The sequence below is a fragment of the Pseudomonas viridiflava genome, from assembly GCF_900602065.1.
Taxonomy (GTDB): Bacteria; Pseudomonadota; Gammaproteobacteria; order Pseudomonadales; family Pseudomonadaceae; genus Aquipseudomonas.
The window spans coordinates 1-316 of the sequence record NZ_UWFN01000060.1 but is presented as its reverse complement, the minus strand read 5'-3'; the positions used below and the strand labels follow the sequence as shown (position 1 = coordinate 316).

Genomic DNA, 316 nt, shown 5'->3' with positions numbered 1-316 from the left:
TCGTCGTGCTGACGGACCTTGCTAATCAGCAACCCTCGAGTGACAGGGAGCAGACAGATCACGCCCAGGATGTCACTGATGAAGCCTGGCAACAGCAGCAGGCCACCGCCTACCGCAACCATTAGGCCTTCAAGCATCTGCTGGGCAGGCAGCTCGCCGCGGGACAGGCTTTCACGGGCACGCAGGGCCGTTGCAAAACCTGCCACGCGCATCACGAAAAGTCCCAGCATCGATGTCGCCAGGACCAACAGGAATGTCCAGAGAAAACCAATGGACATGCCGACCCGAACCAGAATGAACTGTTCGAGTACCGGAA

General features: G+C 58.5%; 1 protein-coding gene. It reads right to left on the bottom strand.

Annotated features, from left to right (window positions below; genetic code table 11):
• The coding region (locus EE949_RS00990; RefSeq protein WP_164666667.1) for an FxsA family protein at positions 1–316 on the bottom strand (316 nt) is incomplete at both ends.